Here is a 14,933-nt window from a genome sequence, read left to right on the forward strand (position 1 = left end):
GTCAGTTTAGGCCGCGTCGGCCTGGTGCCTCGCCCGGGGGCGGCGCATCGTCGACGACGGCCCGGCGAATCGCCTCCCGGTCGGGCTTGCCGCTCGGAAGCGTCGACAGCTCGTCCACGAGCACCAGCCGAGCCGGCCGTGCGTGCGCGCCGATCTCCGCCGCCACCGCATCGCGCGCCGAGACCAGGTGATCGGCGTCGCTGCGGCGCAGCACGTCGCCGCGCGGGCAGACGATGACCGAAGCCTCCCCCCACCGCTCGTCGGGAACGCCGACGACCACGGCGCCGGCGAACCCCGGGATCCCCCGCACGATCTGCTCGACGCGGTCCAGCGACACATTGATGCCGCCCGAGACGATCACGTTGTCCAGGCGCCCGCGCACCTGCAGCACGCCGTCGGTCAGCATGCCGGCGTCGCCGGTGCGATACCAGCGGGTGCCGTCGTCATCCACGGGGAAGGTGGCGGCGGTTCGCTCAGGGTCGTCGAGGTAGCCGTCGGCGAGCGTGGGGCCTGCCACCTGCACCTCGCCGTCGACGATGCGCAGCGCCACGCCGTCCAGAGGCACGCCGTCGTAGACGCACCCGCCGCTGGTCTCGGTGGAGCCGTAGGTGCGCACGATCCGGGCCCCGGCCGACTGGGCGCGCTCGAGCACCGCGGCGGGCAGCGCCTGACCGCCCACGAGGATGGCCTCGTACGAGCGCAGTGCCGACGCCACCACGGTGTCGTGCTCCGCGGCATCCAGCAGCTTCTGCAGCTGAGCGGGCACGAGCGACGTGAAGGTGGGCACCCGCTCGCCGTTGCGGGTGGAGGTCATCATGAGCGAGGCGGCGGCGAAGGCCTGCGGCGTGAACGCCCCCGAAAGCAGGGCGGGCTCGCGGTCCGAGACGATGGCCCGCACGAGCACCTGCAGCCCCGCGACGTACGACGCCGGCAGCGCCAGCAGCCACGCGCCCTCGCCGATGCGCGCTGCTGTGGCGAGGGCTCCCGAGGTCAGAGCGCCGCGGCTGAGCACGACGGACTTCGGGATGCCGGTGGAGCCCGAAGTGGTGACGACCACCGCGGTGCCGGCGGGCACGGCGCGCGCGGCGGGGTCGACCATTCCCAGGCCGAGCGCGGGGCCCGCGCCGTGCAGCGCGGCCCGCAGCGCCCGCATCACGTCGCGCGGGTCGGCGCCGTCCACCGCCTGCAGTTCCACCGTCGCCTCAGTAGTGCCAGGGATACGGCGACCAGTCGGGGTCGCGCTTCTCGAGGAACGAGTCGCGGCCCTCGACCGCCTCGTCGGTGCCGTAGGCGAGCCGTGTCGCCTCGCCCGCGAACACCTGCTGGCCGACCAAGCCATCGTCGACGGCGTTGAACGCGAACTTCAGCATGCGGATCGCCGTCGGGGACTTCGTGAGGATCGTGCGCGCCATCGCGATCGCCTCGCGCTCGAGCTCGGCGTGCGGCACCACCCGGTTCACCGCCCCCATCTCGTACGCGCGGTCGGCGGAGTACTCCTCGGCGAGGAAGAAGACCTCGCGCGCGATCTTCTGGCCCACCTGGCGCGCCATGTACGCCGAGCCGTAGCCGGCGTCGAACGAGCCCACGTCGGCATCCGTCTGCTTGAACCGCCCGTGCTCGCGCGAGGCGATCGACAGGTCGCAGACGACGTGCAGCGAGTGGCCACCGCCGGCAGCCCACCCCGGGATCACCGCGATGACGACCTTCGGCATGAAGCGGATGAGTCGCTGCACCTCCAGGATGTGCAGGCGCCCGGAGCGCGCCGGGTCGGGGACCTGCGCCTGGTCGCCCTCGTACTTGTAGCCGTCGCGACCCCGGATGCGCTGGTCGCCGCCGGAGCAGAACGCCCAGCCGCCGTCCTTGGCGCTGGGGCCGTTGCCGGTGAGCAGCACCACGCCGATGCGCGAGTCCTGCCGCGCGATGTCGAGCGCCCGGTAGAGCTCGTCGACCGTGTGCGGGCGGAAGGCGTTGCGCACCTCGGGCCGATCGAACGCGATGCGCGCGATGCGGCCGTCTGTGGAGACGTGCGCGGTGATGTCGGTGTAGGCATCGGCGCCGGGGGCCAGCTGCCACGCCGTCGGATCGAACAGCTCGGAAACACTCACCCGACCAGCCTACGGCGGCAGGGGCGGGCGCGGGATCGCCCGGTGAGAGGACGAAAGCGTGGACGCACGCACTGCAGCGCCCTTATAGTTGCGGGAAATCCCGGGGAGGCGCGGCATGTCCACCGACATCACCACGTCAGAACGGACGCCGCTGACCGCAGCTCTGCTCCTCGAGCTCCACCGCATGGCCCGCAGCGGACTCGTCTGGGCACTCTTCTACGGCGTGTTCTCCCGCGCCGTACGTTCGGCGTGCCCCGGACCGCCATCGGATGCCGCGGCCGACTCTCTCGGTGAAGGTGCGTGCGTCACCGCGACGCTCGGCCCCTCGCCGCTGGTATGGCTCGCGACGGCGGCCGTCTTCGTGTGGGCGCTCGGCCGCCTGCGCAGAACCGAGGACGTCCTCGCGACGCGGCGCATCGTGCTCTGGACGTCGTGGGCCATGCCGCTCATCCCGCTGGTCGCGGGGGCACTCACCTTCTGGTGGTTCACGGCGATGCCGCTCGACGCCGTGGCGCTGGCGGAAGACTCCCCCTGGGTGAATGTCCTCGTGGAGCGGTACGACCCCGACGCGCCGTGAACACCCGCGCGGCGGTCGCGCGGGTGCCCGAGGGCGTCAGGCGTTCTTGCCGTCGCGCCAGCGCAGCCAGCGCTCGACGAGCGCGTAGTCCCAGTCCGGGCCCTGGAAGCCGAGCGTGTACAGGCGAACGCCGCTGTCGTAGAGGGCGTCGGCGACGTCCTCGTCGCGGTCCTTGAGCTCGTTCGAGATGATCAGCCCATCCGTCGGGCGCTGTTCGACCTCGGCCCACTTCTCGACCACCGAGAGCTTGTGGGGCAGGTTGTCGGGTCCCACGAAGCTGTGCCAGATGTCGGCGTGACGGGCGACCAGGCGCAGCGTCTTCTGCTCGCCCTGGCCTCCGATCATGACGGGGATGCGGCGCGTGGGCGCCGGGTTGAGCTTCTCCCACCGCTTCTCGATGCGGGCCAGGCCCTGCTCGAGGTCGCGCAGGCGCGAGCCCGGAGTGCCGAACTCGTAGCCGTACTCGTCGTAGTCCCGCTCGAACCAACCGGCGCCGGTGCCGAAGATGAACCGGCCCGTCCCGCCCTTGGCCGAGATGTGGTCGATCGTGCGGGCCATGTCGGCCTGCAGGTCGGGGTTGCGGTAGCTGTTGCAGTTGACCAGGGCACCGAACTCGACCCGCTCGGTCTGCTCGGCCCACGCGGCGAGCATCGTCCACGACTCGAAGTGCAGACCCTCGGGGTCGCCCGAGAGCGGGAAGAAGTGGTCCCAGTTGAACAGGATGTCCACCCCCATCTCCTCCAGCCGCATCACGGCCTCGCGGAAGGCGGGGTACAGGGCGTGCTGGGGCTGCAGCTGGATGCCGAGACGTACCGGCGTGTCGAGAAGAGGCATGCGGCTCAGCCTAGAGCGGGTGGGATGCCGCGAGGGTCGGCATCCACCCGATCGATCTCAGCGCGCGCGGCGCGCACGCCGCAGGGCGGCGACGATGCTTGTCCCCGCGATCGTGATCGCACCGGCGACGACGCACACCGTGACGACCGTGCGCGCGTCTGCGTCGATGTCGATGTACGCCACGAACGCGGGATCGAACAGGTCACCGGTGAGCGCGAGCACCACGACCGGCACCGTCCACGCGAGCGCGAGCAGGGCGCTGGCGATCGCACTGCCCATCCCCCACCGCCGGGCGATCCGCGCCCGCAGCGTCACGAAGGCGCCGGCGAGGACCAGCAGCACTCCGACGACGAGGTTCCACGGCCAGAGCGCCGGATCGAGCACGGACAGGCGCCCGGCGCCGTCGATGTCCCACGGGACGGCGAGGAAGACGATCCCGGCGATCGCGAAGCCCACCGCGATGATCCACGCGATCCACTCGCCGCGGCCGACGGGCAGCGCCTGGTCGACATCGCCGCCCGGCAGCTGCTCGACGTTCCACGGCTCCGCCTGCTCCCCCGCGCGTTCGAGAGCGGCGTAGACGAGCGTCATGCCCGTGAAGATGCCTGCGCCGACGGCGAGGGTCACGCCGATCGTCGGTCCCACGATCCCCCAGAACGCCCGGTCCTCGAGGGCCATCGCCAGGGCGACGGCGAATGCGACGGGCGGCAGCGCGCTCCACAGCACGATCCGCAGCACGCGCCGCCATGTCGGGTACCAGCGAGGGCCGAGGAGGTGCAGCGGCCGGTCGGCGTAGTCGGCGGCGAGGACGGCCGGGTCGCCGAGGTCCGTGAGCACCGCGATCTCGGCGGCGGCGGCATCCTCCCCCTGCTCGATGCGACCGTCGATCTGGTCGCGGATCGACGCGCGCAGCTCGGCGGCGTGGTCGGCACGCTCGCGCACCGGCAGGGGGCGCGTGGCGGCCGCGATGTAGCGGCTGGTGTAGTCGCCGGCGGTGAGCGGTTCCATGTCCGTGCCTTTCTTCTGGCGTCCGGTGTCACCGGACGCGCCGGGCCTTGAGGTAGCCGTCGAGCGTGTCCCAGGCTGCGGCCGCGACAGCGCCGAAGCCGATCAGCGTCACCACGACGGTCTCCACCGTCTCGGCCGAGTCTGCGGGGATGAGGCCGCGGAACAGCCCCGGATTCAGCAGCTCCTGCCGTGTCAGCAGCCACAGCAGCGGCACCACGAACAGCACATTGAGGGCGGCGTTCACGGTCGCCGTCGCCAGCGTCCAGCGACCCCGCAGATAGACGGTGACGGCGAGCGCCGCTTCCAGCGCGATGAGGACGACGAGTCCGAGGATCCACCCCGGCCAGAGCGCCGGCGACAGAGCCGGCAGCCAGCCGCCGGCCTCGACCAGGTAGGCCAGCCCGAACAGCTGGTCCCAGATGACGGCGCCGGCGGCGAGGGCGAGGAAGACGAGGGAGGCCACGAGGTCGCTGAGTCCGGCGCCGCGCTCCTTCTTCTCCGGGAGGCGGTCGAGGGTCCACACGGAGACGACGCCGGCATCCTTGTCTCCGGTGGAGCGCTCGATGATGAAGAACACCAGCGCCGTCCAGAAGCCGATGTTGACGATGACCGAGATCACCGCGGGGACGACCGCGCCGATGACGGTGCCGATGCTCTCCCCCGCCAGCACCTGGCCGAGGGCGACGGCGAACGCGACGCAGGCCGGCACGATCGCCCACAGCAGCTTCGTCAGGCGCCACCAGGTGAGGTAGTAGCGCGGTCCGATGAGCCAGAGGGGACGGTCGATGTATCCCGCGGCGAGCGCGTCGGGGTCGCCGAGCTCCGTGAGCACGGTGCGCTCGGCGGCATCCTGAGGGTCGCCCGCGGCGACGCGCGCATCGATCTGGTCCTCGATCGACGCACGCAGCTCGGCGGCGAGGTCGGGGCGCTGCTTCTCCGGGACCGAGCGCATGGCGGTCTCGACATAGCGGTCGGTGAGGGTGGCGGTGGTGGTCATGTCAGCTCTCCTCGGGGAGCCCGGCGATCGCGTCGGCGATCGCGGTGAAGTCGTCGGTGAGGGCGCGGGCCAGGCGCTGCCCGGCTTCGCTCGTGCGGTAGAACTTGCGGGGCCGGGCCTCGTCGGTGTTCCACTCGCTCGTGAGGTGTCCCTGCTTCTCCAGACGGCGCAGCAGGGGGTACAGCGTGTTGGCGTCGGTGTCGAACCCACGCCGGCTCAGCTCCTCGAGCAGTCCGTAGCCGTACCCGGGCTGCTGCAGCAGCCGCAGGCACGCGAGCACCGTCGTGCCGCGCCGCAGCTCCTGCAGGTGGGTGTCGAGGGCTTCGGTCTCGCTCATGGATCACACTGTACTGTGCGACGCACACTATCGTCAACGGCACATTGATGGTCAGCGCCGTGGCGGGGCCGTGCAGCGGGGCGCGCCCGCGCCGACTCCTCAAATAACGCGCGCGGCGGCGGCAATACGGCCCCCGCGCGCACCCGGCACCCGGTTCTTGAGGAGTTCGGACCGGCCATCGGACGCACCGGCGCCGGGTATGCACGGCGCGGGACCCGCGCGGCCCGCGCGCCGGCGGGCCAGGATGGGGGTGTGCCATCGATCCCTCCGCTCGACGAACTGATCCGCGACGCCGTCGTCGTGTCCCTCCCCCTCGCCACCCGGTTCCGCGGCGTGGACACGCGCGAGGCGATGCTGCTGCGCGGCCCTGCCGGCTGGACGGAGTTCTCCCCCTTCCTCGAGTACGACGATGCGGAGGCCTCCGCCTGGCTGGCGGGCGCGATCGACTTCGGCTGGAACGAGGCGCCGCAGCCGCTGCGCGACCGCGTGCTCGTCAACGCCACCGTTCCCGCCGTCGCAGCCGACCGCGTCGGCGACGTGCTCGCTCGCTTCGACGGATGCCGCACGGCCAAGGTGAAGGTGGCCGAGCGCGGCCAGGTGCTCGCCGACGACGTCGCCCGCGTCCGCGCCGTGCGCGCAGCGATGGGGCCCGAGGGCCGCGTGCGCATCGACGCCAACGGCGCCTGGAACGTCGACGAGGCCGAGCACGCCCTGCACGCCCTCGCCGAATTCGACCTCGAGTACGTCGAGCAGCCGTGCGCGAGCATCCCGGAGATGGCCGAGCTGCGAGCCCGCATCCGGTACATGGACATCCCGGTGGCCGCGGACGAGAGCGTCCGCAAAGCCGCCGACCCGCTGGCGGTCGCCCGCGCGGGCGCCGCAGACATCCTCGTGGTCAAGGCCCAGCCGCTGGGCGGCGTCCACCGCGCGCTGCAGCTCGTCGCCGAGGCAGGGCTCCCCGCCGTCGTCTCCAGCGCCCTGGACACGTCGATCGGCCTGTCGATGGGGGTCGCTCTGGCGGCCGCTCTGCCGACATTGGACTTCGACTGCGGCCTCGGCACCTCAGCGCTGTTCGTCGACGATGTCGCCGCCCCGGCGCTCGCGCCCCAGGGCGGGGCGCTTGCGGTCGGCCGCATGCAGCCGGATGCCGCAGCACTCGCCGCCCGCGCGGCGCCGGCAGACCGCCGGGCGTGGTGGCTCGACCGGATCGCGCGCTGCTACGCCGTGCTGGATTCGGTCAGCTGACCGGCGGGTCCACGAGCGCTGCGGCCAGTCGCTCGGCTCGGGCGTTGAGCAGCTCGCCGGCGCGCTCCTCGTTCAGGCCCTGCAGCGCGGCGCGCACGGAGGTGTCGTCGGCGATCGCGACGAACAGACGCGCCACCTCGTCGGCGGGCAGCCGCAGACGGAAGCCGTAGGCGTCGACCAGCCGCGAGACGATCTGCGAGATGCGGGCGATCATGCCGTCCTGCCAGGCGAGGTACGCCTGCGCCATCTGGGGATCCCGCAGCGCCTGCGCGCGGATCTCGCTGCCGAGCGCGGGATCGATGCCGGGACCCACCGACAGCCCGACCAGGCGGCGCAGTAGATCGGCCGGGTCGGTCGAGACACTGTCGGCGTCGAGGCCGCGCACGCGCGTCTCGGCCTCCTCGATCTTCACCTCGGCGACCCGAGCGATGAGGGCGAGGAACAGCTCGCCCTTGGAGGCGAAGTTCGAGTAGAAGGCGCCCCGGGTGAAGCCGGCGCGCTCGCACACCTTCTCGACGGAGGCCCCATCGAGCCCGACCTCCGCGAACACCTCCAGCGCGGCGTCCAGCAGGCGGCCGCGGGTGTTCTCTCGACTGCGCGTGAGCGGGCGCGGATCCGCCATCGCGCCACCTCCTTCACATGAATCACCCAGCCCGGCGGGGCCGGCGCGAATTACGATACACCTACGTATCCGATACATTTCTGTATCCACCCCAAGACTGTCGATCGAAGGACGCCGTGTCCACTCTCCTGTTCTCCCTGGGCCGCTGGTCGTACCGTCACCCCTGGCGCGTTCTCGTCGCCTGGGTGCTGCTGCTGAGCCTCGCGGGAGGCGGCGCCCTGGCCTTCATGAAGGGCACCGACAACGCCTTTTCGATCCCGGGCACCGAAGCCCAGGAAGGCATCCAGCTGCTGGAGCGCACTTTTCCGCAGGCGAGCGGCACGAGCGCCCAGATCGTCATCGTCGCCGATGACGGCGACGTCGTGACCGAGGAGCCCTACACCGCGGCCATCGCCGACACCGTCGCCGCATTCACCGACCTCGACGGCGTGCTGGCCGTCACAGACCCGTTCGACGACATGGTCTCGGGGCTCGTCTCGGACGATGAACGCGCCGCGATCGTGCGCCTGCAGTTCGACGGGCAGGCCATCGACGTCAGCGAGGAGACGACACAGGCCCTCCGCAACATCTCCGCAGACGTGCGCGACGAACTCCCCGCCGGGGCCCAGGTCGCCCTCGGCGGGGACCTGTTCGGCACGTCCATTCCGACGCTGTCGATCATCGAGGCGGTCGGCGTGCTCCTCGCGCTGTTCGTCCTCATCGTGACGTTCCGCTCCCTCGCCGTGGCCTGGTTCCCGCTGGTGAGCGCCCTCATCGGGGTGGGACTGGCGATAGCCCTCATCTACGCGGCGACGGCCTTCACCCTGATCTCGTCGACGGCTCCCATGCTGGCGATCATGCTCGGGCTCGCGGTCGGCATCGACTACGCCCTCTTCATCGTCGCGCGCCACCAAGACCAGGTGCGTGCCGGGGTGGAGCCCGAGGAGTCCGCCGCCCGCGCCACCGGCACCGCCGGCTCCGCCGTGGTCTTCGCCGGCATGACGGTGCTGATCGCACTCGTCGGGCTCTCGTTCGCCGGCATCCCGTTCCTCACCGTCATGGGCATCGCCGCCGCGGCCGCCGTCGCCATCGCGGTGGCGGTCGCCGTCACGCTCACCCCCGCCCTCCTCGGGTTCTCGAAGGGCCGCGTGGTCGGGTGGCCACGCCGCGCACGCCGCACGTCGAAGTCCGACGAGACGGATGCCGCGGCGCCGGCGCCCCGCCGCGCTCGCCGGGGCTTCGCGCAGCGGTGGGTGATGCTCGTCACGCGTCACCCGGTCGTGACGACCATCGCCGTCGTGGCGGGCCTCGGGGTGGTCGCGGTCCCCGCGGCATCCCTCACGCTCGCCCTTCCCAACGCCGGCGTGCAGTCGCCGGCCAGCGAGGCTCGGCAGGCGTATGACCTGACCGCCGAGCACTTCGGACCCGGCAGCAACGGCCCCCTGATCATGACGGGGACGATCGTCACGTCGACCGATCCGCTCACCCTGATGACCGACATCGGCGACGAGGTCGCGAAGATCCCCGGCGTCGCCGAGGTGGCCCTCGCCACACCGAACGAGACGGCCGACACCGGTCTGGTGCAGATCGTCCCCGAGACCGCACCCGACGACCCGGCCACCGCCGACCTGGTGCGGGAGCTCCGCGCCCAGCACGACCGACTGCTCGACGAATACGGCGTCGATCTCAAGGTCACCGGCTTCACCGCCGTCGGCATCGACATCTCCGACCGCCTCGGCGCGGCGCTGGTGCCCTTCGGCCTCTTCGTCGTCGGGCTGTCGCTCATCCTGCTCACGATCGTCTTCCGTTCGATCTGGGTGCCGGTGACCGCCGCCGCGGGATACCTGCTGTCGGTCGCCGCCTCGTTCGGCGTCGTGGCGGCGGTGTTCGAATGGGGCTGGTTCGCGGATCTGCTGCACGTCGCCCGCACCGGACCGGTCATCAGCTTCATGCCGATCATCCTCATGGGCGTGCTCTTCGGCCTCGCCATGGACTATCAGGTGTTCCTCGTCTCGCGCATGCGCGAGGACTACGTGCACGCCCGTCGTGACCGCGCCGGACGCGCCGACCGTCATACCGCCGTCGGCGCCGTGCGGTCGGGCTTCACGGCGTCGGCCCGCGTCGTGACCGCGGCCGCCGTCATCATGTTCGCCGTCTTCGCCGCGTTCGTACCCGAGGGCGACTCGTCCATCAAGCCCATCGCGCTGGGCCTTGCCGCCGGCATCGCGATCGACGCGTTCCTCGTGCGCATGACGCTCGTGCCTGCCGTCATGGCCCTGCTGGGAGAGAAGGCCTGGTGGATGCCGCGCTGGCTCGAGCGCCGGCTGCCGCACTTCGACATCGAAGGCGAGGCGGTGGAGCGCGAGCTCAGCACCGCGCACTGGCCCGAGCGGCCCGCGGCCGTCGCCGGCGAGGGCGTGACGCTGACGGCCGATGCCGGTCGCCGCGGCGAGGTCACCCTGTTCCGGGACTGCACCTTCCGCGTCGACGACGGCGGCACGCTGCTCGTCGACGGCGAGCGGCGCGCCGCACGCGCCTTCGCGCTCATGGTCGCCGGGCGCCTCACCCCCGACGACGGGCTGCTGCGCGTGGCCGGCCACCTGCTGCCCGGACGCGCGGCCTGGGTGAGGGCACACGTCTCCGTCGCGCTCCTCGACGCCGCCGACGACCCCGTTCGGGCACTCCGGCACGCCCTGTCGGGCTCGCCGCGCCTCGTCGTCGTCGACGGCCTCGACGCTCTGCCGTCGGAGCACCGGGACGAAGCCGCGCGGATGCTGCGCACGGCCGCCGCGAGCCTGCGCGAGCGCTCCGGCGACCCGCGGTCTGCCCTCACAGTCGTCGCATCCGGCCACTCCGACGGCGGTGCCCGTGCGGTGCTCACGGCGGCCGGGCGGCCCGAGCCCACCCTCCTGATCCTCAACGACCGACCGGCATCCCCCACGCCCGACACGGATGCCGCGTCTGACCGAACCGCGGAAAGCAAGGCCTTCGCATGACCCTCCTCCTCGAGCGCGCGCGCTCGCGCCGCCCCGTCACGTGGCTCACCCTCATCGGGGTGCTGCTGCTCCCGGTGATCATCGGCGGGGTGCTCGTCGCCGCGCTGTACAACCCCACGGAGCGCCTCGACGCCATGAACGTCGCCGTCGTCAACGACGACGAGCCCGTCACGATCGACGACCAGCTGGTGCCGCTGGGCCGGCAGCTGACAGCAGGCCTCGTCGAAGGCTCCGACGACCTGCCGAGCAACCTCACCTGGACGATCTCCAACGACGAGGATGCCCGTGACGGACTGGCCGACGGCGGCTACGACGCCATCGTGACCATTCCGGAGAACTTCTCCGCCGCCGCCACCTCCACCGCTCCCGGCAGCATCCCGGAGCAGGCCACCATCGTCGTGGAGACCGCCCCCGACAGCCTCGTCGTCGACGAAGCCATCACCGCGCAGGTCACGCAGGCCGCAGCGGGGTTGCTGGGAAGCCAGCTCTCGCAGGTGTACCTCGAGAACGTCTTCCTCGGATTCACCACGCTCGGCGACCAGCTGGGTACGGCGGCCGACGGTGCCGCGGAGCTCGGCGACGGCGCCCGCACCATCGGCGACGGCGTGACGAGCCTCGCCGACGGCGTGCGGGCACTGGGCACCGGCGCCGGCGCGATCGCCGACGGCGCACGGGAGCTGTCCTCGGGCGCGGGAGCGCTCGCCGGCGGAGCGACCGAGGCCGCCGATGGACTCGACTCGCTCGCCGACGGCGCGACGGCCCTCGCCGACGGTCAGCGGCAGCTCGCGGGCGCGATCGGCGGGATCGCATCGCAGATCCCCGCGGACATGCCCCAGATGCCGCAGCAGCTCACCGACGCCATCGCCGGCATCGCCGCCAACAGCACCGCGATCAACGAGCAGCTGACGGCATCGGCGCAGCGACTGGCAGAGCTCGCCGCCTCGTGCGATCCGACCGCCACCCCGGCGCTGTGCACGCAGCTGAACGACGCGGCCCAGCGCGCGCAGCAGGTGCTGCCCACCGCCGCGACCCTCGTGGGTCAGGCCGGTGCCATCGGGTCGGCCCTCGAGGGCATGGGGCAGATGCCGGCGCTCGGCGCCGGCCTCACCGAGATCGCCGCACAGGCCAACCAGATCGCCGACGGCGTCGCGGGGCTCGCCGGCGGCGCGCAGCAGGCGGCGGGCGGGGTCCGTGAGCTCGCCGTCGGCGCCGACGCTCTGGCATCCGGCGCCTCACAGCTCGCGACCGGCGCCGATCAGCTGACCTCCGGGGCTACGGACGCCGCCAACGGCGCCGATGCCCTGGCCGACGGTGTCGGCGAACTCGCCGGTGGAGCGGACACCCTGTCGGACGGCCTCACCACCGCCACCGAGGCGCTCCCGTCGTACACCGACCAGGAGGCCGCCGACCTCGCCTCGGTCGTGGCCGACCCGGTGGCCGCCGAAGGGCTGGGCACGAACCTGTTCGGGGCATCCGCCGTTCCCCTCCTCGTGACGATCGCGCTGTGGTTCGGCGGGCTGGGCTCGTTCGTGGCGCTGCGTGCGGTCTCGGGCCGGGCCCTCACGTCGCGTCGGCCCTCGGCGCTGCTCGCGCTGCGCTCGCTCGCGCCGGCAGCGGCGATCGGCGCCCTGCAGGGTCTGCTGGTCGCCGGGGTGGTGCAGCTGGCCGCAGCCTACGACGGCGGCACCTGGTCGCTGTTCGCCCTGCTGTGCATGCTCGCCGGTGTCGCGTTCGCCGCGGTGAACCAGGCGCTGGTGGCCGTGCTCGGCGGCGCCGGCCGCTGGGTGTCCGCGCTGGTCGGCGTGCTGGCGGTCGCCACCGGCGTCGTGTCGACCGTGCCCGGCGTGCTCGCCTCGATCGCAGGCCTCATGCCCACGACCCCCGCCTACCAGGCCATGCTCGGCGTGCTCACCGACGCCGGCGGCGTGGGAGCGGGCGCTGCGGGCCTGGTGATCTGGGGAGTCCTGGCCCTCGTCGCCTCGACGCTCGCGGTCACCCGCCGTCGGTCGACCTCAGCCAAGGCCGTGCTGGGAGCCGCCGCGGCGTAAGGCCCGCGCGCCGTCGCAGCGGTGCGGGCCTGCGCGTCAGTTCAGGCCGCTGTAGGCGTGCAGGCCCTTGAAGAACTGGTTCACGATCGTGAAGTTGAAGATGACCGTGGCGAAGCCGATGATCGACAGCCACGCCGAGCGCACGCCGCGCCACCCGCGCGTGGCCCGGGCGTGGATGTAGCCGGCGTAGAGCACCCAGATCACGAAGGTCCAGACTTCCTTCGTGTCGAAGCCCCAGTAGCGGCCCCACGCGTCGTTGGCCCAGATGGATCCGGCGATGAGGGTGAAGGTCCAGAAGATGAACCCGATGATCGCGAAGCGGTAGGCGAGCGACTCCAGCGTGTCGGCGTTGGGAAGCGTGCGCAGCAGGCGCGACCCGCCGCCGGGCGCGGAGACCTCCTGCGGATCGCGGTCGGCGACCCGCAGGAGCTTCGCCTCGCGGTGCGCTTGGAACAGCTGCACCACCGACAGCGCGAACGCCAGCGCGAAGAAGGCCGTCGACAGCGACGCGACGAAGACGTGGATGACGAGCCACACGCTCTTGAGGGGGTCCATGAGCGGCTGCACCTCGACGTAGTACGCCAGGGTCGCGCCACCCAGCAGCACCACGACGAGCCCGCTGATGAAAGCGCCGAGGAAGCGCAGGTCGTGCCGGAAGAGCACGCCCAGGTACACCGCGACGATCAGCATGGTGCCGGTCAGGGCGAACTCGTACATGTTGGCCCACGGCACGCGCTCGGCGGCGATCCCGCGCAGCACATCGGCGACGACGTGGAATACGAAGCCCAGCCACATCAGGGCCGTGCCGATGCGCGCCCACAGGTGCCGGCGGCGCTCGCTGCCGGGGGCGTCGACGTCCGGGCCGGATGCCGCGGCCTGCGCGCTGCCCGACGATGCCGCGCCGGCAGCCCCGGCGGTGGCGCCGACGAGGGCCCGCTGGCGGGTGTCCTGCGCCTTCACGGCCTGGTCCGAGCGACGCGCGAGGTCGACGGCGTAGGCGATGAACGCCAGTGCGTAGATCGCGATGGCGGTCCACACCAGCAGCACGGACACGTCGTCGAGCGAGAGCGCTTCGGTCACAGGCATGGAATCCAGTCTACGTTGGCGCATCCCGCACCTCGGCGGGACGGCGGGGGCGGCCGACGCCGGTCACTCCCGCTTCCCACGTGCTTGCCCCGACCGGGGCGCAGGTCGCAGACTGGCCGTGCGGTGTCGCTCCGACGTGGCGGGCGACGGAAGGAGGTCCCGGTGGGACGACTGACGTTCGGTGAGGGGATCCGGGTGGACTTCGAAGACCGCGCCCTCGCCCACCTGTACCGGGCCATGCGGGGAAAGCTCCACAAGGGCGAGGCGTTCCACCTCTCCTGGAAGGATGACATCTCCATCGGCGACGGCCGTATGACCGTGTGGGTCCATCCCGACACATCCATCGTCTGCAAACTGGGTCGTCCGGTGGGCGAGCTGAATCCGGCGTGGCTGGCGGCGTTGTCGGTCGCGGCTAACAGCGTCGAGGGCCTGCATCTGGTCCCCGAGCCCCCCGCGTCGGGGCCGGAGAGACGCTGAGGAGGAGTCATGGGCAAGTTCATGTACGAGAACCTCGTCAAAGCCGATTTCGAGGATCGGCTGCTGGCGCACCTGCAAGTGGTGATCGGCGCGAAACAGCGGCGGGGAGAGTCCTTCTCGTTCACCTGGAAGGACGACATCAGCGTGGGAGACGGCACCACGTCGGTGTGGATCCATCCGCGGTGCACCCTGGCGTACAAGTTCTACGGTGGCCGCAAGCCGATCATCAACCGGGCGTGGGTCGAGCAGATGATGTTGACGGCCAACTCCACGCGGGGGCTCTACATCCTGTCCGAGCCGACCGAAACCAGCCGGGTCACGGAAGAGGTCGTCGTATGAAGCGGATCGACATCCGATACGGCGGACACTCGTTCAGCGTCGGCGGCCGGGAACTCGCCGACCTGCAGAAGGAGATCGAGACCGGCCTTCATACCGGCGGGAGCGTGTGGCTCCGGGTCAACGAGGGCGAGGGCATCCGACGGGACGCCTACCTGCTCATCACGCCCGGCACGTCGATTTCGCTGATCCCGCTGGAAGGCGAGCAGTAGCCGGTTCCGCCCGAAGCGACGGAACGCACACCGGTCGGCACCGTCTGCGCAACCCCTGTACGAGGTGTGCGGAC

Annotated in this window: 15 protein-coding genes; 7 read left to right on the forward strand and 8 right to left on the reverse strand. The window is 71.8% G+C overall.

From position 1 onward, the window contains the following. Position 1 precedes the first annotated feature (1 nt). Entirely contained in the window at positions 2-1,195 is a 1,194-nt protein-coding gene (locus tag QNO21_RS12160) for an AMP-binding protein (RefSeq protein WP_257518133.1), read from the reverse strand. A gap of 7 nt (positions 1,196-1,202) precedes the next feature. After that, positions 1,203-2,105, reverse strand: coding sequence for a 1,4-dihydroxy-2-naphthoyl-CoA synthase (locus tag QNO21_RS12165; protein WP_257518134.1), 903 nt, complete (start codon positions 2,103-2,105; stop codon positions 1,203-1,205). Between the two features lie 115 nt (positions 2,106-2,220). On the opposite strand from QNO21_RS12165, the gene QNO21_RS12170 reads away from it, so the two are divergent. Further along, positions 2,221-2,682 carry a hypothetical protein gene (locus tag QNO21_RS12170; RefSeq protein ID WP_257518135.1) on the forward strand — a complete coding sequence of 154 codons (462 nt, stop codon included), beginning with the start codon at positions 2,221-2,223 and terminating at the stop codon, positions 2,680-2,682. 36 nt (positions 2,683-2,718) lie between these two features. On the opposite strand, the gene QNO21_RS12175 is transcribed toward QNO21_RS12170, so the two are convergent. From QNO21_RS12175 to QNO21_RS12190, 4 genes are read right to left on the reverse strand one after another with little or no spacing between them, the layout of a single operon-like run. Beyond that, positions 2,719-3,516 carry an LLM class F420-dependent oxidoreductase gene (locus tag QNO21_RS12175; RefSeq protein WP_257518136.1) on the reverse strand — a complete coding sequence of 266 codons (798 nt, stop codon included), beginning with the start codon at positions 3,514-3,516 and terminating at the stop codon, positions 2,719-2,721. Positions 3,517-3,573: 57 nt separating this feature from the next. Beyond that, positions 3,574-4,524 (reverse strand): hypothetical protein, encoded by a 951-nt coding sequence (locus QNO21_RS12180; RefSeq protein WP_257515207.1) that lies wholly within the window; start codon positions 4,522-4,524, stop codon positions 3,574-3,576. Between the two features lie 28 nt (positions 4,525-4,552). Further along, positions 4,553-5,521 carry a permease prefix domain 1-containing protein gene (locus QNO21_RS12185; RefSeq protein ID WP_257518137.1) on the reverse strand — a complete coding sequence of 323 codons (969 nt, stop codon included), beginning with the start codon at positions 5,519-5,521 and terminating at the stop codon, positions 4,553-4,555. 1 nt (position 5,522) lies between these two features. Further along, entirely contained in the window at positions 5,523-5,858 is a 336-nt protein-coding gene (locus QNO21_RS12190) for a PadR family transcriptional regulator (protein WP_257518138.1), read from the reverse strand. 252 nt (positions 5,859-6,110) lie between these two features. Between QNO21_RS12190 and QNO21_RS12195 the strand changes: the two genes are divergently transcribed. After that, complete coding sequence (locus tag QNO21_RS12195) at positions 6,111-7,103, forward strand: o-succinylbenzoate synthase (RefSeq protein WP_257518139.1); 993 nt, start codon at positions 6,111-6,113, stop codon at positions 7,101-7,103. Here the strand turns inward: QNO21_RS12195 and QNO21_RS12200 are convergent. Further along, positions 7,096-7,725 carry a TetR/AcrR family transcriptional regulator gene (locus QNO21_RS12200; protein ID WP_257515203.1) on the reverse strand — a complete coding sequence of 210 codons (630 nt, stop codon included), beginning with the start codon at positions 7,723-7,725 and terminating at the stop codon, positions 7,096-7,098. The genes QNO21_RS12195 and QNO21_RS12200 overlap by 8 nt on opposite strands. A 116-nt stretch (positions 7,726-7,841) precedes the next feature. Here QNO21_RS12200 and QNO21_RS12205 point away from each other — a divergent pair, with 116 nt between their 5' ends. Together QNO21_RS12205 and QNO21_RS12210 are read left to right on the forward strand one after the other, a co-directional pair. Then, positions 7,842-10,700, forward strand: coding sequence for an MMPL family transporter (locus QNO21_RS12205; RefSeq protein ID WP_257518140.1), 2,859 nt, complete (start codon positions 7,842-7,844; stop codon positions 10,698-10,700). Then, on the forward strand, positions 10,697-12,748 hold the full coding sequence (locus QNO21_RS12210; RefSeq protein ID WP_257518141.1) for a YhgE/Pip domain-containing protein: 2,052 nt from the start codon (positions 10,697-10,699) through the stop codon (positions 12,746-12,748). Before QNO21_RS12205 ends, QNO21_RS12210 begins: the two co-directional genes overlap by 4 nt. A 36-nt stretch (positions 12,749-12,784) precedes the next feature. On the opposite strand, the gene ccsB is transcribed toward QNO21_RS12210, so the two are convergent. After that, positions 12,785-13,834 carry a c-type cytochrome biogenesis protein CcsB gene (ccsB, locus tag QNO21_RS12215; RefSeq protein ID WP_257518142.1) on the reverse strand — a complete coding sequence of 350 codons (1,050 nt, stop codon included), beginning with the start codon at positions 13,832-13,834 and terminating at the stop codon, positions 12,785-12,787. A 162-nt stretch (positions 13,835-13,996) separates the two neighbouring features. Here ccsB and QNO21_RS12220 point away from each other — a divergent pair, with 162 nt between their 5' ends. The 3 genes from QNO21_RS12220 to QNO21_RS12230 are packed head-to-tail and all read left to right on the forward strand — an operon-like array spanning position 13,997 to position 14,859. Further along, a complete protein-coding gene (locus tag QNO21_RS12220; RefSeq protein WP_257514836.1) occupies positions 13,997-14,311 on the forward strand; it encodes a DUF7882 family protein in 315 nt (104 codons plus the stop codon). Positions 14,312-14,320: 9 nt separating this feature from the next. Further along, on the forward strand, positions 14,321-14,650 hold the full coding sequence (locus tag QNO21_RS12225; RefSeq protein ID WP_257514837.1) for a DUF7882 family protein: 330 nt from the start codon (positions 14,321-14,323) through the stop codon (positions 14,648-14,650). Continuing rightward, a complete protein-coding gene (locus tag QNO21_RS12230; RefSeq protein WP_257514838.1) occupies positions 14,647-14,859 on the forward strand; it encodes a hypothetical protein in 213 nt (70 codons plus the stop codon). Before QNO21_RS12225 ends, QNO21_RS12230 begins: the two co-directional genes overlap by 4 nt. Positions 14,860-14,933: the final 74 nt, after the last annotated feature.

It is taken from the genome of Microbacterium sp. zg-Y818 (genome assembly GCF_030246905.1).
In the GTDB taxonomy this organism is placed as follows: Bacteria; Actinomycetota; Actinomycetes; order Actinomycetales; family Microbacteriaceae; genus Microbacterium.